A 22398-nucleotide genomic window follows, 5' to 3' on the forward strand; every position below is an offset into this window, starting at 1 on the left:
CGTCCATCACAACGCGGGGGACACCTGTTCGCGGCGGAAATGCGATGGCAACGCAACGGAGCCTCATCCCATCAGCACAAGTCCGAAACCGAGAGAAGTAGACACGATGAAGAGAACACTCACGGGAATCGCCGCGCTCGCCGCTGCGACGCTCGCGCTCACGGCCTGCTCGGGCGGGGGCGGGGCGGCCACCGGCGGCGGCGATGATGCCGCAGCCAAGCCGCTCAGCATTGGCAACTTCCTGGACCTCACGTCCTGGGATCCGTCACTCGCCGACGTGGGCTTTGACGGCCCCTATCTGTCGGCCATCTACGACCCGCTCGTCGCGATCGACGGTTCCGGCGAACCTCAGCCCGCGCTCGCTACCGGCTGGGAGATCTCCGACGACTTCAAGACCATCACGATGGACCTCCGCAGCGACGCGAAGTTCTCGGATGGCGAGGCGTTCGACGCCGCCGCCGCAGTGAAGAGCCTCGAGTACCTCCAGCAGGGCGCACGCTCACAGGAGGCCTACCAGAAGGTGGAGAGCTTCGAGGCAGTCGACGAGGATACGATCGCGATCCACCTCACGCAGCGCGACGACACCATCCTCTACTTCATGGGCCTCGGCCGCAGCTACATGATGGCGCCGGACGCGATCGACGCCGGGACGCTCGCGGAGACTCCAGTGGGATCGGGGCCGTACACGCTCTCGGCCGACTCGGTGCCGGGTGCCGAGTACCGGTTCGACAAGGTGGCCGATCACTGGGCAGCAGCCGACTTCCCGTTCGATCCGCTCTCGGTGAGCCCACTGTCTGATGCGACGGCAATGCTCAACGGCATGGAGAGCGGCCAGTTCAACGTGATCTACGGCGACAAGACCGCCATGGATATGGCGCCCGATCGCGGGTGGAACGTGGCCACGGGGCTCTCCATGTGGGTCGGCCTGCAGTTCAGCGATCGCGCCGGCGCCACCGAGATGGGCAAGCCGCTCGGTGAGCTCAAGGTGCGCCAGGCGCTCAACGTCGCGTTCAACGGGCCCGAAATGGTGGAGACCATCGCACAGGGCGTTGGTGAGGCAACCAACCAGGTGTTCCCGGTGGGCACGCCGGGCTACGTCCCCGCGCTCACGGGCAAGACGAAGCCGAGCATCGAGACAGCGAAGCAACTGCTCGCCGAGGCGGGCTACGCCGACGGTTTCGACGTCACTATGCCGATGGCGCCGCCCTTCCAGCCCTGGCAGGCCATCGTCGAGCAGACATTTGGCGAACTCGGCATCGGTGTGACTTGGAAGGAGACCGATTTCATGCAGTACATGTCGGTCGCTCCCGAGTACCCGATGTTCGTCGGCGTGATCGCGATGGATTCGAACCCGATCGCCACGGTTGAGCGCCAGATCGCGAAGCCCCAGTGGTACAACCCGACCCCGGGCCTCGACGCATTCCCCGAGGTCAAGGCGCAGGTCGACACCGTGTTCACCGCGGCTCCGGGTGAGGAGCAGACCGCGGCGGTGGAGAAGCTCAACGAGCTGGTCACCGACAACGCGTTCTTCTCGGTGTGGGCGCAGTCCACGAACACCTACATCTCGGCCGGTGAATTCACCGTCACGCCGGTCACCGGCATGATGTTCCCCACCCTTCGACAGATCGCTCTCTCGAAGTAAGTGTTCGGGGTGGGGCCGCACGCCGGCCCCACCCCGAACGCCCCATCGACCCGTCATCCCACTCCCGGAGACCCGATGCTCACCTTCACTCTCAAACGGCTCCTGTCCGGCGTGATCCTCTTGGTCGCCGTCGCGACGGGCACCTTCTTCCTCGCGCACGCCGCGATCCCGGACCCGACGCTGGGCCTGCTTGGCAGCGCCGCCACCCCCGAAGCTCAGGCCACGCTCGCGCAGCGCATCGGCACTGACCGTCCACTGCTCGTTCAGTTCGGCGAGTGGTTCGGCGGCCTCTTCCGCGGCGACCTCGGCGTCTCCTGGAAAAACTTCCAGTCGGTCGGCTCCCAGCTCGCGCTGAAGCTTCCCGTGACGCTCTCGGTGGTCTCTGTCGCAATCCTGCTGTCCGCGCTCCTCGGCGCAGTCCTCGGCGTGGCCGCCGGGCTCCGCCCAAACACCTGGCTCGACAAGATCGTGAAGGCTGCCGCGGTCATCCTCTTCGCGCTCCCCGGCTTCTGGGTGGCGCTCGTGCTCGTCATGACCTTCGCCGTGAACCTGCGCTGGTTCCCCGCGGTCGGCTACGTCGCGCCCACGCAATCGGTGGGCGGCTGGGTGCAGTCGATCACGCTGCCGGCCATTGCGCTCGCGCTGGGCGCCATCGTCATGATCGCCGAGCAGCTGCGCAACGCGATCATCCAGGCGGACACACAGGACTACGTGCGCACCCTTCGCAGTCGGGGCCTGCCGCCCTGGCGGGTGGTGCTGCACCTGCTGCGCAACGCGGCCCCTGCGTCGCTCACCGTGCTCGCGCTCATGTTCGTCGGCCTGCTCTCCGGGGCGATCATCGTCGAGCAAATCTTCGCACTGCCCGGCATCGGGCCGCTCACGCAGGCCTCCTCGCAAAACGGCGATATTCCCATGCTGCTCGGGATCACGGTGATCACTGTCGTGTTCGTCGTCATCGTCAACTTCCTGCTCGATATCCTGCTCGGCTGGATTAACCCGAAGGCGCGTGCGAAATGACCACTCCGCTCTCAGACACGATCGATACGCGTGGGGGACGCCGCGAGGCGCTCTTCCTGCGCCTGGTGAAGCGCCCGGCCGGCGCGATCGCACTCGGTGTGCTTGCGCTCGTGGTGCTCGTCGGCGTACTCGCGCCCTGGCTCGCCCCCTATGACCCGAACCTCGTCGACCTCTCAATCACGCGCGCGCACCCGAGCGCCGCGCACTGGCTCGGCGGCGATACGACCGGCCGCGACGTTGCAAGCCGCCTGATCTGGGGCACGCAGATCACCCTGTGGGGTGCCCTCGTGGCGATCTGCACCGCGCTCGTGATCGGTGTGCCCGCGGGGCTCGCCGCCGGCTACTACGGCGGACGGATGGATCGCATCGGCACGTGGATCAGTGACGGTCTTCAGTCGATCCCCGGCATGGTGATTCTGCTGATCGTCGGCGCGAACACGGGCAACAACTTCAACCTCCTCATGATCACCGTCGGCGTGTTCATGGCGCCGGGCTACTTCCGCTTGACGCGCTCCACCGTTCTTGCGGTGCGTGGCGAGGCCTACGTCGACGCCGCGCGGGTAGCGGGGCTCTCGGACCTCCGCATCATGGGCCGCCACATCATCACGCAGGTCACCGCGCCGATCGTCATTCAGTCTGCGCTCACCGCCGGCATGGCGATGGGCATGCAGGCCGGTCTCCAATTCCTTGGCATTGGCGGCGGCACCACCCCCGGGTGGGGCGCCGCGATGAACGAGGGCTTCAAGGTGATGCGCACGGATCCGCTCCTGCTACTGTGGCCCTCGATCGCGCTGGGAATCACGATCGCGGCGCTCGCGGTGCTCGGCTCGACACTCGCCGATGTGATCAGCGTGAAGACGCCGACGCTCTCTCGTCGTGAACGCCGCCGCATCGCCGCGGAGAACGCCGCGAAGCTCCCCGCTGGGGCATCGACCACCACCACAGGCTCGATCTCGGTGGCCGCGGTCGACTCCGCGGTGCGGCTTGAGAACCTGCGCGTGAGCTACGAGACGCCCGCGGGGGAGGTCGAAGTGGTGCACGGCATCACGCTCGACGTCTCGCCCGGCGAGGTGGTGGGCATTGTCGGCGAGTCCGGCTCCGGGAAGTCGCAGACCGTGTTCTCGATGCTGGATCTCCTGCCGAAGTCCGGCTACTACACCGCGGATGCGATCTGGATCGGCGGCGAGGACGTGACCACGCTGTCGCGCCGTGACCGCGCCCAACTGCTCGGGCACGAGATCGGGTACATCCCGCAGGAACCGATGACCAATCTGGATCCGTCGTACACGATCGGGTATCAGCTGGTCGAGCCACTGCGTGCCGTCCACGGCATGAGCAAGGGCGAAGCGCGAGCGCGCGCACTCGAGGTGCTCGGCCGGGTCGGCATCGTCGATCCCGATCGAGTGATGAAGTGCTATCCCCACGAGCTCTCGGGCGGAATGGCGCAGCGCGTGCTCATCGCCGGTGCGATCGCCGGCCGCCCCTCCGTGCTGGTTGCAGACGAGCCGACCACCGCGCTCGATGTGACAGTGCAGGCTGAAGTCCTCGAACTGCTCCGCGAGCTGCAGCGCGAGGGGGACATGGCGCTCGTCATCGTCACCCATAACTTTGGTGTGGTCGCGGATATCTGTGATCGAGTGGTGGTGATGCGCGACGGCAGCATCGTCGAGATTGACGATGTCGGGCCCATCTTCGAGCACGCCGAGCAGCCATACACGCGCGAGCTGATTGCCGCCTCGCTCGACACCGCCGCGAGCCGCGCAGAACTCGACGCGGCCCACGCCACCATCAGTTCATCCGGAGCGACGGCCGACGCCGCTTCCCACGAGGGGGTTTCCCGATGACCGAGTTTGCTCCGCTCCTCTCCGCCCGCGATGTCGTCGTGGAGTACGGGAGCAAACGCAAGCCCAACCGTGTGCTGCACGAGGTGTCCTTGGACGTTGGCGCGGGGGAATGCGTCGGCCTCGTTGGCGAGTCCGGTTCGGGCAAGTCCACGCTGGGGAAGGCGATCCTGGGGCTGGTGCCCGTGGCAAGCGGCTCGATCACCTTTGCGGGGCGAGACATCACGCACGCCACACGCGCCGAGCGGCGTGAGCTCGCCGCCGACATCCAGGTCGTGTTTCAGGATCCCTACGGCTCGCTGAACCCCCAGCTCACCATCGGGGAGATTCTTGCCGAGCCGCTGACCGCGGGCGGCGTGGATCGCGCCGCGGCTCGACGCACAGTCGCCGAGATGCTCGATCGCGTGCGGCTCCCCGCTGGGGTGATCGACCGGCTGCCGCGAGAGTTCTCGGGCGGCCAACGGCAGCGCATCGCGATCGCGCGTGCGCTGGTGCGCGAGCCGAAGCTGATCATCTGCGACGAACCGGTGAGCGCGCTCGACCTCACGACCCAGGCCACGGTGCTCGAGTTGCTCATCGAACTCCAGCGCGACACTGGCGTGGCGTATCTCTTTGTGTCGCACGACCTCGGCGTGGTGCGTCGCATTTGCCATCGTGTCGCCGTGATGACGCGCGGCGAACTCGTTGAGGTGGGGGACGGAGAGCAGGTGACGCGCGCGCCGCAGCATCCGTACAGCCAGCGTCTGCTCGCCGCGTCCCCCGTGGCCGACCCGGTGCGCCAGGCCGAGCGGCGCGCGGCGTGGCTGGAACTGCGCGCCGGGTGAACCGTGCGCCAGGCCGCGCGTACGCCTCGAAGCCCCGGCGATCCGCCCCGTCTCAGGTCACTGCGGCGGGGCGGTACGCTACCACCTTTTCCCGGGGTAGACTAGTATGATGACCTCTTCTGAGAATGCCGCGCCCGAAGCTGGCGCGACGGCAACCCCCGACACCACTGAGGGCGAGCGCATCACCTTCGCCGAGCTGGGCCTCGCACCCGAGGTGCTCCGCGCCGTGACCGAGGTTGGCTACGAAACGCCGTCGGCCATTCAGGCCGCCACCATTCCGGTTCTGCTTGAGGGGCGCGACGTTGTCGGCCTCGCGCAGACCGGTACCGGCAAGACCGCAGCCTTCGCGCTTCCCGTCCTTTCCCGTATTGAGCCCGGCCAGGGTGTGCCCCAGGCCATCGTTCTGGCCCCCACCCGCGAGCTCGCGCTCCAGGTGTGCGAGGCCTTTGAGAGCTACGCCACGCACCTTCCCGAGGTGCACCTGCTGCCCGTGTACGGCGGCCAGGCCTATGGCCAGCAGCTGTCCGCACTGCGCCGCGGCGTGGACATCGTGGTCGGCACCCCCGGCCGCATCATGGACCACCTGAAGCGTGGTTCGCTCGACCTGAGCCAGATCAAGTACCTCGTGCTCGACGAGGCCGATGAGATGCTCAAGATGGGCTTCGCCGAGGACGTTGAGACGATCCTTGCCGAGACGCCCGAGGAGAAGCAGGTCGCTCTGTTCTCCGCGACGATGCCGGCGCAGATTCGCCGCATCTCCCAGCAGCACCTGCGCGACCCGCAGGAGATCAAGATCGCTGGGAAGACGCAGACGAGCTCGAACATCACGCAGCGCTACAACGTCGTCTCCTACACGCAGAAGCTCGATGCGCTCACGCGAATCCTCGAGGTCGAAGACTTCGACGGCCTCATCGTCTTTACCCGTACGCGTGGTGACTCAGAGCAGGTGGCTGAGAAGCTGCGCGCCCGTGGCTACTCCGCGGCCGCGATCAACGGTGACATCGCGCAGAACGTGCGCGAGCGCACGGTGCAGTCACTGAAGGACGGTCGACTCGACATCCTGGTGGCCACCGACGTTGCCGCCCGCGGGCTCGACGTTGAGCGCATCAGCCACGTCATCAACTACGATCTGCCGATCGACACCGAGTCGTACGTGCACCGCATTGGCCGCACCGGCCGCGCCGGCCGCACGGGCGACGCGATCAGCTTTGTGACCCCGCGCGAGCGCCGTCTCCTCAGCGCGATCGAGAAGGCCACGAAGCAGCCGCTCACGCAGATGCCGCTGCCCGGCGTCGACGAGGTGAACGCTACGCGCCTGTCGCGCTTCGACGACGCGATCACCACGGCGCTCGGCGAGACCGCGCGCATCGATCGCTTCCGCGACATCATCGCGCACTACGTGCGGAACCACGACGTGCCGGAGCCCGACGTCGCCGCCGCCCTGGCTGTTGTCGCGCAGGGTGACACTCCGCTGCTCCTCACCGAGGACGATGATCGTAAGTTCGAGCGCGACCGCAAGCAGGCCGCACGCTTCCTCGAGGAGGGTGTGAGCGGTGGCCGTGGCGACCGTCCCGCGCGCGAGGATCGGGGCCCGCGCGAGCGTCGCACTGACCTCAAGATGTACCGTATCGAGGTGGGCCACCGGCAGAAGATCAACCCCGGTCAGATTATCGGCGCGATCGCGAACGAGGGTGGCCTCACCCGCGACGACTTCGGTCGCATCCAGGTGCGCGACGACTTCTCGCTCGTCGAGCTGCCGGCCGACCTGTCCGGTGAGGCGCTCGGGAAGCTCTCGGAGACCCGCATCAGCGGCAAGCTCATCGAGCTCAAGGAAGATCGCGGCCCGCGCGGTGGCGGCGATCGCGGCGGAGACCGCGGTGGCTACGGCCGCTCGGACCGCGGCGGCGACCGTGGTGGCCGTGGCGGGTACGATCGCGGCGGTGACCGCGGCGGTCGTGGTGGCTACGACCGCGGAGACCGTGGCGGCTATGGTCGCTCGGATCGCGGCGACCGCGGTGACCGCGGTGGATACGGCGGCGACCGTGGGGGCCGCGGCGGGTACGACCGTGGCGATCGCGGCGGAGATCGTGGGGGCTACGGCCGCTCCGATCGTGGCGACCGCGGTGGTTACTCGGACCGGAACGATCGTGGCGGTGACCGCTACGGGAACGATCGCGGCTATGGCTCCGATCGCCGCGACGAGGGTGGCAACCGCGCTGATGGCAAGCGCAAGCCACGCTGGTAACATCACGCAGTAGTGCAGCGCCCGGTGGGGGATCCCGCCGGGCGCTGCGTCGTCTCCGGGGGCGCACTTTCTGTGCACGGCCGAGCGCGCTGGTGATTCGCGAGCGGGCGTCAATCTGAAGAATTTCGAAAAGATCAGATGAAGATGAGGGTAACCTAAATAAATCGGGTACAGTGGCCTGTGTGAACCCGCGTTCCCTGACGCGGCTGCACCAGACGTCCGCCGAAAGTGAGCCCCGATGAACCTCAGCCCGAAGCCGGACCGCACGCTGACTGTGTGGGACGGAGACGAACAGCTGCGTTACAGCTTCGCCGACTGCATGCGCTACCACGGCCCTGAGTTCCCCGGAGGAGTCGCGCACGCTTTTGCCGCCTTGGCCCGCGCCCTCCCAGAGCTCGCAGCGCGCACACCGGGCGGCAAGGTTGATCGGCGGAGCGTTCACGTGCGCACCCCCTTCGCCGGGCCCGGCGCCCGAGATACTTTCGAGCTCGTCACCCGAGCAGCTTCGAGCGGGCGCTACAAGGTGGTGCCAGAGCTCGCGCGCCCCGAACGTGGTGCCACCCTCGCGCGATACCTGTTTGAGGTCAGCGCGGGGGAAGCGCACGTCACCTGTGTGCTCCGCGAGGACGGGGTCATTGATCCCGAGTACCTGGAGCTCAGCGAGCGCGCCGAGAAGACCCTTGCCGAGCTTGAGCAGCTCGAGGCACTCGAGGCTGAGATGCGCGAACGGGTTCTTGCGGGCGCGCCAGCCGAGATTTACCGACTCGAGTACTCGGTGAGCGCACCCGGGCGAGCGGCCACAGCGATCGAGCCGCAACCGGAGCCCGCCGGTGGGCTAGTCGACGGTTGTGAACACCTTGCTCGCAATACGCCACTCGCCATCGCGCAGAACCAGTCCGAAGTGATTGCGGAAGTTGGCGCCGAGGAACTGGCGCTCATCGAGCACCGCGTGCGCGATACTGCCCGTCACGACAATCCCGTGGATCTCCGCACGGTACTCCGCTCCCGCGGGCGCGGCCGTCGCGATCACGTTCGCGGCGAAGTCGGCACCGCTCATCGTGACGTAGTCGGGGCCTAGGTAACCCCACATCACGGCGTCCGCGCTGAACGCATCGCGCACCGCCGCGGGGTCTGCGGCAACGCACCCGTCGACGTAGCGCTGCACTGCTGCGCGAACTGCGGCCTCCGCGGCATTCTGGGGGGACGATGATTCCTGCGACATGTTGCGCTCCTCGTGTGTCGATACAGCTGTGCGGGCGCGACCTCCTGGCCGCGCCCGCACCTGGGAAAAGAAACTAGCCGCTGATCACGTGCGGCTCGGCGACGGCCTTCAGGCCCTCGACACCGAACTCGCGGCCGTATCCCGACTGCTTCGCCCCGCCGAAGGGGATCATCGGGTGCAGCCCGCCATGCGAGTTGATCCAGGTGGTGCCGGCCTGGAGGCGCGCAGCCACCGCGAGCGCCCGCTGGCGGTCGCTGGACCAGACGGAGGAGCCCAGGCCCACCTCGAGCTCGTTCGCGAGGCGCACGGCCTCGTCAACGTCGGAGTACCGAATGATGGGCAGCGCCGGGCCGAACTGCTCCTCGAGTACCAGCTCCTGGTGCGGATCGATGTCGGCGATGAGTGTCGTGGGGTAGAAGTTCCCAACGGCCTCGCGATCGGGATCGCCGCCGAGCACCACGCGAGCGCCAGACGCCTTTGCGGATTCGACGAGCTGATCGACCACGTCGAACTGCGCCCGGTTTTGCAGCGGGCCGAGCACGTTCTGCTCGTCAAGCCCCACACCCATCGGCACCGCGGCCGCGACCTTCGCGAGCTCGTCGACAACGGCGTCGTAGATCGAGTCGTGCACGTAGAGACGCTTGAGTGCCGCACAGGTCTGCCCGGTGTTGATGAACGCACCCCAGAACAGATCCTCCGCGATAGCCTTCGGATCGGCATCGGGCAGCACGATGCCCGCGTCGTTTCCGCCCAGCTCAAGGGTGAGGCGTGTGACATTCGCCGCGGAGGCCTCGATGATCCGCTTGCCAACAGGCGTCGAACCCGTGAACATGATCTTGCCGATCTTCGGGCTGCGGGTCAGCGCATCGCCGACGGTGCGGCCGGGGCCGGGCACGATGTTGAGTACGCCCTCCGGCAGCACCTGATTCATCACGGCGACGAGCGCGACCACGGAAAGCGTGGTGGTCTCGGCCGGCTTGATCACCACAGTGTTGCCCATGCGCAGCGCGGGCACAATCTGCCAGATCGAAATCATCATGGGCCAGTTCCACGGTGAGATCGCGCCGACCACGCCGAGGGGGCGGTAGTGCATTTCGGCATACCCGGACTCGTCGTCGACGAGCACCTCAACGGGCAGCGGGGTGTCAGCCGGGGTGCGCGTCCACGCGACGCAACCGCCCACCTCGAACCGCGCGTTGGGGCCGTTGAGTGGCTTGCCCTGCTCGCGCGAGAGCAGCTCGGCGAGCGGTTCGGCCGACGCCTCGATCGCATCGGCGACGCGGTGCAGGATGGCGCTGCGCTCGGCATCGGGAAGCGCCGCCCATGCCGGCTGCGCAGCCTCGGCTCGGTCGATGGCCGCTTCGAGCGCCGCGACGTCCTGCACGGGTGCGGTGCCGATCAGCTCGCCGGTCGCGGGGTCAAAGACCTCGCGGGTCTCGCCCGAGCTCGGGGTGATGGCCGCAAGCAGGCTGTCGTAGGTTTCCATGGATCCTCCACTTCGAGTCCGGTAGGTAGTCTCAGGCTACGCGCGCCGCGCGCCCCTGTGCTTGACTCGGACGGTACTGCGGTTGTCTGTGCGTGACCACTCGGACCGCATGCTGGCCCAGATCGCGCCAGAGATTGGGATCGCGGAGCGCGCGGACACTCATCCCACATCGCGGGGAGCGAGTCGGCGCACCACGCAGACCGCAACAAGCGCGGCGCCCGTTGCACCCGCGGCGATGCTGACGACCATCGTGAGCGCGGAGGTGCCGGCGAGCGCCGACACGACCGGCGCGGCCACCGCCCCCGCGGTAAACGTCGCCATCCCGAGGAGCGCGGACGCGGTGCCAGCGCGCGAGCCGTGTCCACCGAGCGCCAGCGTGGTCCCGTTGGGGCCGCCCAGCCCGGCCGCCCCTAGGAAGAGGGCGAGGAGCACGATCACCGTGAGGGCGGGTGCCCCTGAGATCGTTGCGATCGCGAGCGCGAGCGCCGCGAGCGCCCCCGCGACCTGGCCGATCAGATACATGCGTGCGGTGCCGAAACGCTGCACGAAGACTCGGCTGAGCTGCGCGCCGCCGAGCTGCGCGAGCGCGTTGACGGCGAACACGACGCTGAACAGCTGCGGGGTGAGCCCGAACTGGCCCTGCAGCACGAAGCTCGACATCGACAGGTACGAGAAGAATGCCGCGCCCCCGAGGCAGGCGGCGACCATGAGCGCCACGAACAGGGGGTCGCGCAGCACCGCACCCGCGTGGCTCACGGTAGTGCGCAGCACGCCGCCGGAGTGCCGACCCGTCGTGAGCGTCTCCCGGAGTCCAAACTGTGCGACGAATACGAGCACCACACCCACACCGGCGAGCACGAGGAAGATCCCGCGCCAGTCCATGAAGCGGGCGAGCTGCCCGCCGATGACCGGCGCGATGATGGGCGTGAGCGACGTGACGAGCGCGAGCAGCGAGAGCATGCGTGAGAGTTCGACGCCGTGGAAGAGGTCGCGCGCCACCGCCATCGAAATGACGACGCCCGCGGAACCCGCGACCCCCTGCAGGAGCCGTGCGGCGAGCAACACCTCAATTGAGGGCGCGAACGCGCACACTGCGGACAGTACCGCGAACAGCACCACGCCGACCACGAGCGGCCGCTTCCTGCCGAAGCGGTCGGAGAGCGGGCCGGCGAGGAGCTGCCCGAGCCCCAGGCCGATCATGCACACCGACATCGTGGCCTGCGCCAGCGCATCGCTCGTGCCGAGGGAGTGGGCAAGCTGGGGGAGCTGCGGCAGGTAGAGATCCATGGAGAGCGGACCGAATGCCTCGAGCGCCCCGAGTACGAGGGTGATGCGCAGGAGGCTCATGGGGCGCCCCGCCGCGGCGGATCCTGCCCCGCTCATCGCGTGAGGATCCGGCGCCACCAGCTCGCGCGCGCAGCGTTCGCGGCGCGTGAGACTTCAGCGTCGGGGGAGAATCCGGTGAAGCCGTGGTAGGCGCCCGCCCACACGTGGAGCTCAGCCTCGCCGCCGGCCGCCCAGATGCGCGTGGCGTATGCGACGGTTTCGTCACGGAACACCTCCGCAGACCCGACCTCCAGAAACGCTGGCGGGAGCCCCGACAGGTCGGCCGCCCGCGCGGGGGCGCGGTACGCGGAGACCTCGGCGGCGCCACGATCGGTTCCGAGCGCCGCAGTCCACCCGGTGTGGTTGTTGTTTCGATCCCACGCACCGAAGCCGTCGTATTGCCGCGCGGAGACCGTGTCATTGCGGTCGTCGATCATGGGGGTGTTGACGAGCTGTCCCGCGATCCCCGGCCCGCCGCGATCGCGCGCGAGGAGCGCGACGGCTGCAGTCAACCCGCCGCCGGCTGAGGTGCCAGAAACCACGATGCGATCGGGATCGACGCCGAGCTCCGCTGCGTGCTCCGCGAGCCACACGAGCGCCGCGTAGCAGTCCTCGGCCGCGGCTGGCGCGGGATGCTCGGGGGCGAGCCGATACTCGACCGCGATCCCGATCACGCCGTATTGCTCGGCGAGCTCGATGAGTTCGCCCGTGCCGAAGAAGCGAGTGCCGAGCACATACCCGCCGCCGTGAATGCCAAGCACCGCGGGGCGCGGGCCGAGCGCGTGCGGCGCGGCCGGGCGCACAATCGTGATCTCGACATCGGGCGCCCCGAGCGGGCCGGGGATGAGGCGATCCTCGAACGTGACGTCGCGCCCGGCAACCTGCTCGGCCATCGGCTGAATGATCGTGGCGAAGTGGGCCCGGTTTGCGAGGATGGTGTCTGCGCGGAGCGGAATTCGTTCGACCAGGTCAAGGAAGAACGCGAGCCCGGCTTCGAGCTCGGGGTCGTGGGGGGCGGGAGCCGGTGGTGTCGCCCCTGCGGGGTCCGGCTCAGCTGCAGACGAGTGCTCGGTCATGATGCCTCCGCTCGGCCAAGGATGCGGCGCAGCCACGAGTCCCGGCTCGCGAGCGCCGCGCGCGTGATCTCAGCCTCCGGCGCGTACACGTCGAAGCCGTGGCAGCCGCCCGACCAGACGTGCAGCTCTGCGTCGCCGCCCGTCTCCCAGATGCGTCGCGTGTAGCTCACGTCCTCGTCGCGGAACATCTCGGCGGCCCCCACCTCGACGAACGCGGGCGGGAGCCCTGAGAGGTCATCCGCGCGGGCAGGGGCGGCGTACGCCGGTGCAGTCTCGGAAAACGCGAGCGCGTCGCCCAGCACGCACTGCCACGCGAGCAGATTGGCGTCGCGCTGCCAGGTGCCGATGCCGTCGTACTGCATGCTCGACACACTCGTGTTCATGTTGTCGAGCATGGGGCACAGGAGGAGCTGCCCAGCAATCGCGGGGCCGCCACGATCCCTCGCCATGAGCGAGACTGCCGCTGCGAAGCCGCCACCTGCGCTCCCGCCCATCACGATGAGCCGGGCAGCGTCGCCGCCGAGTTCGGCCGCGTGCGCGGAGACCCAGCTCGTCGCCGCGTAGTTGTCCTCGACCCCCGCGGGGAAGGGGTCCTCGGGGGCAAGGCGATACTCGACGTTCACCGCAATGACGCCGTGCCGCGCAACGAGGTCTGCCACGCGCTCGTGCTCCCAGGAACGGTGCCCCACGATCATTCCGCCGCCGTGGAAGTTCACGAGGAGTGGCAGCGCGGCGCGGTTGGCCCCGGCCTCGGCCCCGTTCTCGTCCTCGCGCGGCGAGAACACCGTGAGCTCGATCTCGGGGGCGCCGGTGGGCCCGGGGATGCGCAGCTCGCGCACGGCGATGCCATGGGCTTTCGCGACGGAGGCGCCGTCGGGAAACGCTGGCCCGGTGCCGCGGAGCGAAGCGAGCGATTCGCGGGTGAGGGGCGGGGCACCGCTCGTGGCGAGGGCCTCAAGCGCGGGGACGACTTCGGGGTCGAACGGTACCGGTGGGATGCTCGGGGATCCGTGGGCGAAGGGACCCGCGGTGCTCGAGCTCCGTGCCTCGCACGGTGTCTGCTGCTGGGTCATGTTCACGGCCCTTCGGGGTCGACGAGGCCGCGGTCGGCCCAGAATGGTTCCACGCTCGCCCGGATGTCCGCGGCGCCGACGCGCTCGAGCAGTTCGAGGCTGCCGAGGTTTGCCTCGAGTTGCGCAACGCTCGAGGCCCCGAACAGTGTGGTGGCGGTGGCGGGGTGAGTGAGTGTGAACGCGATGGCGAGCTGGGCGGGGGTCGCGCCGAGCTGTTCCGCGAGCGCGACGAAACCGGGAACGTCGTCGATGATGCGCTGTCGGATTCCGCCGGGATCGCGCCCCACTTCGCGCTCGGTCGACACCTTCCCTGCGAGGTAGCCGCCCTCCATCACGTCGGAGGCCTGCATCGAGAGCCCACGTGCGAATACGCGCCCGAACGGCTCGCCGTCCGGGATCGAACGTCGCGACACGCTGTATTTCAGCTGCGCGATCTCAGGGCCTGGGACGCCCTCGGCATCGGCAATGTCGAGCAGCGCGGTTACGTTCGACGCCGACCAGTTGTTCACACCCCAGGCGCGGATGAGCCCGTCGGCGGTGAGTTCTGCGAGGTTCAGCACGATGTCTCGGAGCGCGAGGTCGTCGCGGCGGAGGTCCCCGAGAATGACGAGATCGGCGTGCTCGGCACCCACGCGGAAGAGCGCCCCGTCGAGCTGGCTGCGGAAGCCGGTCTGCTCATCCCAGCCCTCGACCCAGAGCTTCTCTGAGAGGAGGTAGTCGTCGCGTGCCACTCCGGCGGCGCGGGTGATGGCCGAGAAGAGCACATCAGTGAACGCGGGCGGGCCGCCGGGGGCGGCGTAGACGCCGACATCGAACAGAGTGATGCCGTGGTCGATCGCCGTGCGAACGAGCTGCACGGCATCCTCGAAGTGCATACGGTCATAGATATGCCACGATCCGAGCGCGAAGACTGAGGTCTCGAGCGCGCTCGTGCCGATCCGGCGGTGGGGAACCAGCGGGTGCGTCATTGCGTGTCCTTTCATGAACTGGGGGCGCGAGGGGCGGGCTAGGCGCGGCGGGGGAGGCGCGGGTCGATGACCGCCTTGACCTCGCGCAACTCGTGCATGTTGGCGATGCGGTCGGATGCGTCATCGAGGCCGCACGGCTCAGAGAACAGCTCGTCCCACGGGAATCGGTCGGCGAAGATGCGGAAGAACTCGATCGAGCGGTAGTAGTCGGAGACATCACCGTTCAGCGAGCCGACGACGGTGAGCTCCTTGCCCATGATCGCCGAGAGGGGAAACGCGTCACCCGTGGGACCCGTGGACCCGACGATGGCAATCGTGCCGCGCTGCGCGGCCATCCCGACCGCCTCGGGGCCGATGCTTGGCGCTCCCGCGAAGTCGAGCACGAGGTCGGCTCCCTGGCCATTCGTGAGCTCGTGCACGCGCGCGACCGTGGCCTCCGAACCGCCCGCAATGTCGACCGTGTGGCTCGCGCCGAAGCGCTGCGCGAGCTCGAGTCGGGCAGCGGGGGCGCCGGCGGTGATGACGGTGCCGGCGCCGGAGATGCTCGCGACCGCGGTGGCAAACAGGCCGAGTGCGCCGGATCCCTGCACCACGACGCGAGATCCGGGCCGCACGCCTCCCGCGCGATCGAACGCACGGAGAACGGTCTTCGCCGCGCAGCCTGCGGCGGCGGCCCACGTGTCCTTCACCTCGGCGGGAAGCCGGAGCTTCTGGGCGCCCGGGGTGACGTAGGCGTACTCGGAGAGTCCCGCGGTGGCGTAGGGCGGCACGTCGGTGCGCTGCATGAAGCCGTAGCCGCGCTTCGCGCACGCCACGGGCTCACGGAGCACCGTGCAGCCAAAACACTCGCCGCAGACCGATTCAGACCAGCCGATGCGATCGCCTACCCCGAGTGGGGCGCCGAGTGCGTCAACGGTGCCCTCGCCGACGGCGACGATCTCGCCCACCATTTCGTGGCCGAGCATCATGGGCAGCATGCCGGGGAAGCTCATCTTGCCCGCCCAGATCTCGATGTCGGTGCCGCAGAGCGTGGTGCAGGTGATCCGCACGAGCGCGGCGCCCGGCTCGATCTCCCGGGGAAGGGGAAGGTCCTGCAGTTCGAGCGGGGCTCCATGCGTGGTCAGCACCGCAGCACGGGTGGACGTGGGAATCGTCATTGAGGTCTCCAATCCGGGATTCGGCGCGGCCTCGTTGCCTGAGGCGCCGATCGTGTAGGTTTTATTCTACACACGTTGACCATAAGCGCGAGGGCTGTCTTGACCCCGCCGGTCCGTCCCAACGAAGGGGGAACGATGTTGAATCCTGCGCTGCGCCCACCGCGCGACACTGCTGAGCTCGTGCTGCGCGGTGGGGTGGTCCATGTCATGGACGCCGACGCGCGATGCGAAACGGCGGTGGCGATTGTGGGCGACCGCATCGCCGCGGTGGGCAGTGATGCCGAGATCTCGACGTGGATCGGACCGCACACTCGCGTGGTTGAGCTTGGGGGCCGCGCAGTGCTCCCGGGAATCAATGACTCGCACCTACACGGCTCCTGGCTGGGTGCGCGGTGGCCGCACACTCTGTTTGGGGATCCGGGCGCCGCGGCCGATGCGGAGGGTGATGCGCTCGCTGCCCCGGCGGCCGGCCCACTCGTGCGCACTCGCGCGGAGCGCCGCGCCGCCATTCTCCGGGCGGGCGAACTGCTCTCGGAGCTCGGGGTGACGAGCTACACCGAGCCCGGCATCGGTCCGGGGGAGGACGCGGGGGAGACCGGCAGCTTCCACACAGAGGTGATCGACATCTATCGTGAGCTCGCGGCGGCAGGCGAGTTGCGCCAACGCGTCACGCTCCTCGCGCTCCACGGGGTGCTCGATGGGCCGAGCGAGGTGGCTACGGTGTGCGCGGGGATTGCGCGGCACGGCGAGCTTGCGGGCGAGAGCGACCCCGAGTGGTTCGCGGTTCCCGGCGTCAAGATTTTCGGCGACCTCATTCCGCTCACCCGTCAGGCCTGGACGACGCACAGCTACGACGACGGGACCCACGGAGACCTCTTGGTGGTGGGCGAGGGAATCGACGCGAAGGCTGCGGGGCTCGGCGAGATGCTCCAGGCGGCGCACCGCGCGGGCCTGCAGGTCGGCCTCCATGCCACCGGCGATCGCGCGATCGAGCTTGCGCTCGATGCGTTCGAGGCTGCGGCAGCGGAGTCGGGGGCGCCGAGCGTGCGCGAGCTCGGACATGTCATCATTCACGGTGACCTGGTCTCGGCGGAGCAGGTGGCGCGAATGTCCCGGCTCGGTGTATGGCTGAACACGCAGGCGGGCATCGCTGCGCGCACGGGGGAGTGGCTCGCTGGTGCGCTCGGCGCGGAGGTGGCGAATTTGGCCTGGCCGCTCGAGGTGGCACGTCGCGCTGGGGTGCTGGTGCTCTCCTCAGATGCTCCCGTGCTGGACTTTGATTGGCGGCGCGGAATCGCCGACGCGGAGGCGCGGGTGCTCGCGACGGGCGGCTCGGCTGATGCGGCGGCGAAGCACGAACGTCTTGCGGGGTGGCTGCGCTGCTACACCTCCATTCCCGCGGCGCAGGATCGCGCGGCGCAGTGGAAGGGCGCGCTGGAGGCGGGAATGGTCGCTGACCTTGTGGTGCTCGAGCGTGATCCCTTCGTGGTTGGCGCGGAGGGCTTGCCCGGTGTGGCAGTGGATGCCACGGTGCTCGCCGGGCGCGTGGTGTTCGAGCGCGGTGCCTAGCTTGCGTGCGGCCCGGACCGGCGAGCCGGTCTCGGGCCGCACGCATTGCTTCGGGGCCTTAGGTGAGCAGCTGCCCGCCATCGACGGGCAGGCTCACCCCGGTGATGTGGGCGGCCTTTTCGCTGGCGAGATAGCTCACCGCATCGGCGACCTGCTCAACGCGTGCAAGGTCGCCGAGCGGGATCCGGCTGGCCCATGCGGCGCGCGCGGGTGAGCCCTCGGGCATACCTTGCTCGAGCATGGGAGTGAGCACGGGGCCCGGGGCCACGGCGTTGACGCGAATGCCGTGGCCGGCAAGCTCGATCGCGGCCCAGCGGGTGAGGGAGTCGACGGCCGCCTTGCTGGACTCGTAGGCCCCCATTCCCGGCGTGGGTTGGCGGCCGCCGATTGATGAGATGTTCACAATGCTGCCACCGCCACCCAGCGCGATGCGGTGGCGGGCGAAGGCCTGGGTCATCGCAAACGTGCCGAGCACATTGACCTCCAGGATGGAGCGGTACGCCTCGGGCGCGAGGTCGGTGACGGCGCCGTGGACGGACAGGATGCCGGCGTTGTTCACGAGCGTGTCGACACCTCCGCGCTCGGCGAGCGAAGCGAAGCCTGCCTCGATTGCGGTCGGGTCGGTGATGTCGAGCGAGATGGCGCGCGCAGTGCCGCCGAGCTCTGCGGCCGCCACCTGGGCCGCATCAATGTCGCGATCGGCAAGGATGGCGTGATCGCCGTGAGCGGTGACCGCTCGGGCGATTGCCTGGCCGATTCCGCCGGCGCCGCCGGTAATGAGAACGGTGCGTGCTGTAGTCATGTGCAGACTCCTGTGTCTTGTGGTCAGCCCAGGCCAGGGCTGGAGGGAACGCGCCTTATATTATACGATTGTAGAAAATAAACGAGCGAACCGCGAGGTGTACCCGCGGTGGCGCGGCTGCGAGGAGGCAGATATGACATTCACTGGCACGGTTCCGCGGCGAGCGCTGGGCCCGAACGGCCCCGAGGTGCCGGTCTTTGCGCTCGGATCCTGGAACATCTGGGATCGCATGGCTGCCCCAGCTCGTCGTGCGCTCGTGACGAGGGCGGTGGAGGTTGGGGCCGCGTTCTTCGACGTGGCGTACTACAACATGGGACCTCATGCCGAGGCTTCGCGCACGGATCTCCTCTTCGGCGAGACCCTGCGTGAGCTGGCGCTCGACCGTTCGGCGTATCAGCTCTGCGGAAAACTGTGGCTCTGGGAGTATCCCGTGACGGGGTTTGCGGAGCAGATGGATGTTTCGCTGGAGCGGATTGGGGCGGGGCGCGGGGGTCCCGAGTCGTTCGACACCGTGGTGGTGGGGGACTTTTTCGGTGATATCGATATCGCGCAGGTGGTTCGCGACGTGCACGCTGAGATCCTCCGCGGCAGCTTTGCGAGTTGGGGGGTTAACAACTGGCCAGCAGGTGCGCTGCAGCTCGCCCTCGACACGGCCGCTGCAGAGGGGCTCACGCCGCCGAGCTTCGCGCAGCTCAAGTATGGCCTCGTGCGCCGCAGTATGGCGGAGGGAGGGTGCTACGGCGGCTGGTTTGCGGATGGCACGCTCGCGCTGCAGGCCTCTGACGCCTTCGAGGGGGGAATCCTGGTTGGCAAGTTGGCGCCCGCACGAAAGATCGGTGCGGATGTCGGCGAGATTCGAGACCGAATTGTGGCGATCTACCCTGAGGTGGAGCGCATCTCGACGGCGCTTGGGGCGACCCCCGCGCAGCTGGGTCTCGCGTTCTGTCTTGCGAACCCGGCAACCGCGAACGTGCTGTTTGGTGCCTCGCGTGTCTCTCAGCTGGAGGATAATCTCGGGGCGATTGCGCTCTTGGAGCGCGAAGGGGCCGCGCGGCTCCGTGAGCTCACGGCCGAGCTCTGGCTGGATCGCGAGGTACGCGCCGATGGTGTGTGGGCGCCGGCCGGCGCTGGCGACTAGTCTCTGGGTGACGCCGTGTGGCCCCGTGGTGAGTGCCGCGGGGCCACACGCGATCGCACGCTTAGCTCGCGAGGAACTCGACCGCGGCCGAGCGGAACTCGGGGCTGTCAAGCGCGCCTCGATGGTCGCCGGGTACGGTGGTGAAAGATCCCGCCGCGAGCTCCGCGAGAAGTGCGTCACTCCCCGCGGTCATCGGGTCGTCTCCGCCCGTGACGAGCAGGGTGGGGATCCGCGGCGCCGCTGCCGCGGGAGTGAACGGTTCTGTCGCGAGGCCGGGAATGAGGCGAGCGAGCGAAGCGGTGTCGCGGCCCGGGGCCGAGATCATTCCGGCCATCATTCCCACCAGCGGGTTCGCGGGAGTCTCGCCGCCGAGCGCTGCAGCGAGCTCTGCGGCATCCACCGCGGCGAAGGGTTCGCTGGGGCTGACCCCACCGAGTACGAGCCGGCGAATCTGTGGGGTGCGGGCCGGTAGGTCCCACGCAAGCCTCCCGCCGAGCGAATAGCCGAGAACGTCGATCGTGCCGGCACCCGCCGCTGCGGAGAGCGCGGTGCTCAGTGCGTCGAGCACCGCCCCTGTGGTCGCCGCAGAGGGGGCCGAGATGGCGGGGCTCTCACCGTGACCGGGGAGGTCGATCGCTACGACTGAGCGGCCGGCCGCGTGTAGTGCGGCGACCCAGCCGGTCGCGAGAAAGTCGTCCTCTGATGAGGAGGCAAAGCCGTGGAGCAGGGCCACGGGTGGCACGGCTGCGGGGGCAGCGTGGTCGAGCGGAAAGTGGTGTACGGCAAGCGTCATTGCGGAACCTTTCGTGGGCGAAGCCTGGGGACGGAGTGCGGAGGTACCGCGTCATCGCGTTTTTCTATGCTAGTAGAAAATAAACCCGACGTGCACTGGACTTTGTGTGTCTACGTTCGTAGACTTTCGGCAGCAAGACTCGGACACCGCCGTCCCGTGCACGCGGGCGGCCACGACAGTGAAGGACCCCGTCATGACCGCTACTCCCACCCGCATCGTCGATATCGCGATCGGCTTCATGGGCGCGAAGCAGCTCGCTGCCGCGACCCGTATCGGCCTGTTTCGCGCACTCGCGGACGGACCCCAGGATCTCGCGGGGCTCGCTTCCGCTACGCAGCACTCGGAGCGCCAGGTGCGCACGCTCGCTCACGCGATGAACGGCCTTGGGCTCCTCGATCGTGCCGCCGGGCGCTACAGCCTTGCTGAAGACGCGAAACAGTATCTCGCCGGCGGCGGTGAGATCGATCTGTCTCCCTTCGTCGCGTTTCTGAACGACATCAGCTACCCGCAGTGGCTCGGCTACGATCGCACCGTCGACACCGACGCTGCGGGCACGCTGGAGCTCGACGAGGCGGGCTGGGGCGACTTCATGGCGGGCGTAATGACGTACAACGCCCTGCACGCTGAGCAGTTCGGCGCCGCGTTTGACTTCACGAGTTTCCGAAACGCGCTCGACTTCGGCGGGCTTGCCGCAGGCTTCTCGTTCGCCGCCATGGCGCAGAACCCGGAACTCACCACCCGCTTCGTGTACGCGCCGGGCTTCACCGAGTCGATCGCGGCTGAGGCCGAGCGTGCGGGCTACACGTCGCGCGTGACGGTTGAAGAGGGGGAGACGGAGAGCACCGAGCCCGGCGGGGAGCATGATCTCGTGCTGCTCACCCACGTGCTTCACCGCTTCGATGCGACGCAGAATCAGGCCATCCTTGCCGCCGCGCGAGGCGCTGCAGTCGCCGGTGCGAAGCTGATGCTCCTGGACTTCTTCCTCGACGAAGACGCGACGCAGCGCAGCATCGATGCGCTACACGCGGGAGAGTACTTCAACATCGATGGCACGGTTGTGTACCCCATCGCCGAGGTTGAGGGCTGGCTTGCCGAGACCGGCTGGGCCGTCGAGCGACTCGTGTCGCTCCCCGGGAGCCCGCGCGTGCTCGTCGCGACCGCGGTCTAGGGGCGCGCCATGGGGAGTGATCCCGCCGCGGAGGCGCAGCGCGCGCGACTCATTCGCACGCTCGAGGGTCCGATCGACGCCGCATCGATCGGACCCGCGCTCGCGGCCGAGGTGCTCCTTCACGTCCCGGCGCCCCGCCACGGCAACACCGGCACGCCCGCAAGCGATGCCGCATTCGACCGCGCGCCCGTCACCATGCACCGCCTCGGCGCACTGCAGCTCGGCGCGATGAACCGCGACGACGAGACGCTGGGTGAGGCGGAAGCGGGGGAGGCGCTCCGGCGCTGGGTGCGCGCGCTGGCTGATCCCAACGGGGCAGTGATACCGGGAACGCCCCTGGTGGTTGCGCTGGCACCAGAGGTAGGCCGCGAAGCTCGGGTGCCCGGCGCGCTCGGCCGGTTGGGTGGTGAGAGCGGCGTTGCGATCGTCCGCGGCGCCTCGCCCACGGATCCCGATCTCTCGGACGCGGGCCTCGTGGGGGCGGTGTCGGCCGAGAGCCCGGCGCTGCTCGAACAAGCGGCGGCACGGGCCGCCGCCGCGGACCTGCCGCTCGCGCTCGCACCAGTGGGCGGGCTGCCGGAACTCAGGCGCGTCCTGGCGCGGGTCGCCGGCGCCGGGCTTTTCGGCTCGCGTGTGCTGATTACGGGCGTCGCCGGACTCATTGCAGCGGTGCATGCGCCCGGTGTGCCCGGTGTGGGCGCCGATCCCGATCTGCTTGACCAGCTCATCGAGTTGCTTGGCGAGCATGGTGCCGGGGCGGTATTCGACGACCTTGGCCGTGTGCCCAGCGTGGCGACGGTGGTCTCGGATCACGACGTCGCGTGCGCCATACTTCGCGCTGCTGAGCAGGGGGTGGGGCACCTCCTCATGGTGAGCGCCGGGGTACGCGCCAAACATCGCCTGAGCCAGTTCGGCGGGGGCGGGCTTGAATTCGTGCACACCCAGTTTCTGCCCTACCTCGGCGTGTTGGGCGCCTCGCCCGAACTGCTCCATGGGGTTGGCGGCGCACACCTCGCGCGCTTCTTGCGTGTTGACCGAGAGGACCACTGAT

The 22398-nt window shown here is 68.6% G+C and carries 18 protein-coding genes; 9 read left to right on the forward strand and 9 right to left on the reverse strand.

What is annotated here, in order from left to right; translation table 11 throughout:
• Positions 1 to 106 precede the first annotated feature (106 nt).
• The 5 genes from D3226_RS08185 to D3226_RS08205 all read left to right on the forward strand — a co-directional run bounded on the left by D3226_RS08185 (position 107) and on the right by D3226_RS08205 (position 7569).
• The gene (locus D3226_RS08185; RefSeq protein ID WP_202382029.1) at positions 107 to 1642 is read left to right on the forward strand and encodes an ABC transporter substrate-binding protein; all 1536 of its coding nucleotides are present in this window, start codon (positions 107 to 109) and stop codon (positions 1640 to 1642) included.
• A gap of 75 nt (positions 1643 to 1717) precedes the next feature.
• Complete coding sequence (locus D3226_RS08190; RefSeq protein ID WP_202382030.1) at positions 1718 to 2659, forward strand: ABC transporter permease; 942 nt, start codon at positions 1718 to 1720, stop codon at positions 2657 to 2659.
• Positions 2656 to 4503, forward strand: a complete 1848-nt coding sequence (locus D3226_RS08195) for a dipeptide/oligopeptide/nickel ABC transporter permease/ATP-binding protein (RefSeq protein WP_202382031.1) — start codon at positions 2656 to 2658, stop codon at positions 4501 to 4503. Before D3226_RS08190 ends, D3226_RS08195 begins: the two co-directional genes overlap by 4 nt.
• Entirely contained in the window at positions 4500 to 5324 is an 825-nt protein-coding gene (locus D3226_RS08200) for an ABC transporter ATP-binding protein (protein ID WP_202382032.1), read from the forward strand. The genes D3226_RS08195 and D3226_RS08200 overlap by 4 nt, the downstream gene beginning before the upstream one ends.
• A gap of 106 nt (positions 5325 to 5430) precedes the next feature.
• Positions 5431 to 7569, forward strand: a complete 2139-nt coding sequence (locus D3226_RS08205; protein ID WP_202382033.1) for a DEAD/DEAH box helicase — start codon at positions 5431 to 5433, stop codon at positions 7567 to 7569.
• A gap of 835 nt (positions 7570 to 8404) precedes the next feature.
• Here D3226_RS08205 and D3226_RS08210 read toward each other — a convergent pair.
• The 7 genes from D3226_RS08210 to D3226_RS08240 form a co-directional block, all read right to left on the reverse strand.
• A complete protein-coding gene (locus D3226_RS08210; protein ID WP_202382034.1) occupies positions 8405 to 8791 on the reverse strand; it encodes a nuclear transport factor 2 family protein in 387 nt (128 codons plus the stop codon).
• 73 nt (positions 8792 to 8864) lie between these two features.
• Positions 8865 to 10277: an aldehyde dehydrogenase family protein gene (locus D3226_RS08215; RefSeq protein ID WP_202382035.1), complete on the reverse strand. Its 1413-nt coding sequence runs from the start codon at positions 10275 to 10277 to the stop codon at positions 8865 to 8867.
• A gap of 159 nt (positions 10278 to 10436) precedes the next feature.
• Positions 10437 to 11660, reverse strand: coding sequence for a multidrug effflux MFS transporter (locus D3226_RS08220; RefSeq protein ID WP_237462575.1), 1224 nt, complete (start codon positions 11658 to 11660; stop codon positions 10437 to 10439).
• On the reverse strand, positions 11657 to 12679 hold the full coding sequence (locus D3226_RS08225) for an alpha/beta hydrolase (protein ID WP_202382036.1): 1023 nt from the start codon (positions 12677 to 12679) through the stop codon (positions 11657 to 11659). The genes D3226_RS08220 and D3226_RS08225 overlap by 4 nt, the downstream gene beginning before the upstream one ends.
• Entirely contained in the window at positions 12676 to 13752 is a 1077-nt protein-coding gene (locus tag D3226_RS08230) for an alpha/beta hydrolase (RefSeq protein ID WP_202382037.1), read from the reverse strand. Before D3226_RS08230 ends, D3226_RS08225 begins: the two co-directional genes overlap by 4 nt.
• A gap of 2 nt (positions 13753 to 13754) precedes the next feature.
• Positions 13755 to 14720 carry an aldo/keto reductase gene (locus D3226_RS08235; RefSeq protein WP_202382038.1) on the reverse strand — a complete coding sequence of 322 codons (966 nt, stop codon included), beginning with the start codon at positions 14718 to 14720 and terminating at the stop codon, positions 13755 to 13757.
• Positions 14721 to 14758: 38 nt separating this feature from the next.
• Positions 14759 to 15877: a zinc-binding dehydrogenase gene (locus D3226_RS08240; protein WP_202382039.1), complete on the reverse strand. Its 1119-nt coding sequence runs from the start codon at positions 15875 to 15877 to the stop codon at positions 14759 to 14761.
• Between the two features lie 135 nt (positions 15878 to 16012).
• Between D3226_RS08240 and D3226_RS08245 the strand changes: the two genes are divergently transcribed.
• Positions 16013 to 17446 carry an amidohydrolase gene (locus D3226_RS08245; protein WP_202382040.1) on the forward strand — a complete coding sequence of 478 codons (1434 nt, stop codon included), beginning with the start codon at positions 16013 to 16015 and terminating at the stop codon, positions 17444 to 17446.
• Between the two features lie 58 nt (positions 17447 to 17504).
• On the opposite strand, the gene D3226_RS08250 is transcribed toward D3226_RS08245, so the two are convergent.
• Positions 17505 to 18248: an SDR family NAD(P)-dependent oxidoreductase gene (locus tag D3226_RS08250; RefSeq protein WP_202382041.1), complete on the reverse strand. Its 744-nt coding sequence runs from the start codon at positions 18246 to 18248 to the stop codon at positions 17505 to 17507.
• Between the two features lie 133 nt (positions 18249 to 18381).
• On the opposite strand from D3226_RS08250, the gene D3226_RS08255 reads away from it, so the two are divergent.
• A complete protein-coding gene (locus D3226_RS08255; protein WP_202382042.1) occupies positions 18382 to 19386 on the forward strand; it encodes an aldo/keto reductase in 1005 nt (334 codons plus the stop codon).
• A 61-nt stretch (positions 19387 to 19447) separates the two neighbouring features.
• Here D3226_RS08255 and D3226_RS08260 read toward each other — a convergent pair whose 3' ends face one another.
• Positions 19448 to 20179 carry an alpha/beta fold hydrolase gene (locus tag D3226_RS08260; RefSeq protein WP_202382043.1) on the reverse strand — a complete coding sequence of 244 codons (732 nt, stop codon included), beginning with the start codon at positions 20177 to 20179 and terminating at the stop codon, positions 19448 to 19450.
• A gap of 193 nt (positions 20180 to 20372) precedes the next feature.
• Here D3226_RS08260 and D3226_RS08265 point away from each other — a divergent pair, with 193 nt between their 5' ends.
• Positions 20373 to 21347, forward strand: coding sequence for a methyltransferase (locus D3226_RS08265; RefSeq protein ID WP_202382044.1), 975 nt, complete (start codon positions 20373 to 20375; stop codon positions 21345 to 21347).
• Positions 21348 to 21356: 9 nt separating this feature from the next.
• Positions 21357 to 22397, forward strand: coding sequence for an amidohydrolase family protein (locus D3226_RS08270; RefSeq protein WP_202382045.1), 1041 nt, complete (start codon positions 21357 to 21359; stop codon positions 22395 to 22397).
• Position 22398: the final 1 nt, after the last annotated feature.

Source organism: Leucobacter chromiireducens subsp. chromiireducens (assembly GCF_016758255.1).
In the GTDB taxonomy this organism is placed as follows: Bacteria; Actinomycetota; Actinomycetes; order Actinomycetales; family Microbacteriaceae; genus Leucobacter; species Leucobacter chromiireducens.

What these genes read in the sequence shown, in the direction of transcription:
- D3226_RS08185 (WP_202382029.1), top strand. Translation starts at nt 107, where the DNA reads ATGAAGAGAACACTCACGGGAATCGCCGCGCTCGCCGCTGCGACGCTC.
- D3226_RS08190 (WP_202382030.1), top strand. Translation starts at nt 1,718, where the DNA reads ATGCTCACCTTCACTCTCAAACGGCTCCTGTCCGGCGTGATCCTCTTG.
- D3226_RS08195 (WP_202382031.1), top strand. Translation starts at nt 2,656, where the DNA reads ATGACCACTCCGCTCTCAGACACGATCGATACGCGTGGGGGACGCCGC.
- D3226_RS08200 (WP_202382032.1), top strand. Translation starts at nt 4,500, where the DNA reads ATGACCGAGTTTGCTCCGCTCCTCTCCGCCCGCGATGTCGTCGTGGAG.
- D3226_RS08205 (WP_202382033.1), top strand. Translation starts at nt 5,431, where the DNA reads ATGATGACCTCTTCTGAGAATGCCGCGCCCGAAGCTGGCGCGACGGCA.
- D3226_RS08210 (WP_202382034.1), bottom strand. Translation starts at nt 8,791, where the DNA reads ATGTCGCAGGAATCATCGTCCCCCCAGAATGCCGCGGAGGCCGCAGTT.
- D3226_RS08215 (WP_202382035.1), bottom strand. Translation starts at nt 10,277, where the DNA reads ATGGAAACCTACGACAGCCTGCTTGCGGCCATCACCCCGAGCTCGGGC.
- D3226_RS08220 (WP_237462575.1), bottom strand. Translation starts at nt 11,660, where the DNA reads ATGAGCGGGGCAGGATCCGCCGCGGCGGGGCGCCCCATGAGCCTCCTG.
- D3226_RS08225 (WP_202382036.1), bottom strand. Translation starts at nt 12,679, where the DNA reads ATGACCGAGCACTCGTCTGCAGCTGAGCCGGACCCCGCAGGGGCGACA.
- D3226_RS08230 (WP_202382037.1), bottom strand. Translation starts at nt 13,752, where the DNA reads ATGACCCAGCAGCAGACACCGTGCGAGGCACGGAGCTCGAGCACCGCG.
- D3226_RS08235 (WP_202382038.1), bottom strand. Translation starts at nt 14,720, where the DNA reads ATGACGCACCCGCTGGTTCCCCACCGCCGGATCGGCACGAGCGCGCTC.
- D3226_RS08240 (WP_202382039.1), bottom strand. Translation starts at nt 15,877, where the DNA reads ATGACGATTCCCACGTCCACCCGTGCTGCGGTGCTGACCACGCATGGA.
- D3226_RS08245 (WP_202382040.1), top strand. Translation starts at nt 16,013, where the DNA reads ATGTTGAATCCTGCGCTGCGCCCACCGCGCGACACTGCTGAGCTCGTG.
- D3226_RS08250 (WP_202382041.1), bottom strand. Translation starts at nt 18,248, where the DNA reads ATGACTACAGCACGCACCGTTCTCATTACCGGCGGCGCCGGCGGAATC.
- D3226_RS08255 (WP_202382042.1), top strand. Translation starts at nt 18,382, where the DNA reads ATGACATTCACTGGCACGGTTCCGCGGCGAGCGCTGGGCCCGAACGGC.
- D3226_RS08260 (WP_202382043.1), bottom strand. Translation starts at nt 20,179, where the DNA reads ATGACGCTTGCCGTACACCACTTTCCGCTCGACCACGCTGCCCCCGCA.
- D3226_RS08265 (WP_202382044.1), top strand. Translation starts at nt 20,373, where the DNA reads ATGACCGCTACTCCCACCCGCATCGTCGATATCGCGATCGGCTTCATG.
- D3226_RS08270 (WP_202382045.1), top strand. Translation starts at nt 21,357, where the DNA reads ATGGGGAGTGATCCCGCCGCGGAGGCGCAGCGCGCGCGACTCATTCGC.